Raw genomic sequence first — 761 nt, forward strand, 5'->3', positions numbered from 1 at the left:
GAAGCAGAAGCTATAGAAAAGGTAAATTATTCAGAACTAGGTAGAGAACTTAATAAAGATCCAAGGACAATAAAAAAATATATACATACAGACACAGAAAAGTTAAAAATTAAGAAAAGAATATTTGTATAGATATTTAAAAGATAATCATAATATGAAAGGTTCTTCATCAGCATTTAGGACATATATACTTAAAAATCCAGATATAAATGATAAATTTAGAAAACATAATAGTAAATCTACTAGAACTGTTAGATTTGAAACAGAGTATGGTAAACAAGCACAAGTTGATTGGAAAGAAAGTTTTCAAGTTATACTTAAAGATTTAAGTAAGGTAGAAATAAATATATTCACATATCTTTTATCAAATTCTAGATATAGAGTTAATATATTATCTTTAAGTAAATCAAGAAAAGTACTATTTGATTTTTTAGATAAATCATTTATGGATGAGTCTAGAACTAAAAATTCTGAAGGTAAAATAAATAATGAGTTTAATCAATTTGCAAAAGACTATGGATTTAAGCCTAATATATGTATGGCAAAAAGACGTTGAAGCTACTATGAAGGTTATTGATCAAATTAAGGCATATAATGGAGATTTAGACTATGATGGATTATTAAAACTTGTGCAAAAGATAAATGATGAAGAAAATATTAGATTCCATCAAAGTTATCAAAAGATACCAGTAAAACATTTAGAAAAAGAAAAAGCTTTCTTACAACCACTACCATGTGAAAGTATAAGAAAGCAATATAAG

Annotated in this window: 1 protein-coding gene and 1 pseudogene; both read left to right on the forward strand. The window is 24.8% G+C overall.

Annotated features, from left to right (window positions below; genetic code table 11):
* Positions 1–124: 124 nt before the first annotated feature.
* Entirely contained in the window at positions 125–556 is a 432-nt protein-coding gene (locus GM111_RS08045) for a hypothetical protein (protein ID WP_156300578.1), read from the forward strand.
* Positions 516–761: pseudogene (locus GM111_RS08050) on the forward strand (hypothetical protein); the annotation flags it as partial. The gene GM111_RS08045 and the pseudogene GM111_RS08050, both read left to right, overlap by 41 nt.

It is taken from the genome of Streptobacillus canis, assembly GCF_009733925.1.
In the GTDB taxonomy this organism is placed as follows: domain Bacteria; phylum Fusobacteriota; class Fusobacteriia; order Fusobacteriales; family Leptotrichiaceae; genus Streptobacillus; species Streptobacillus canis.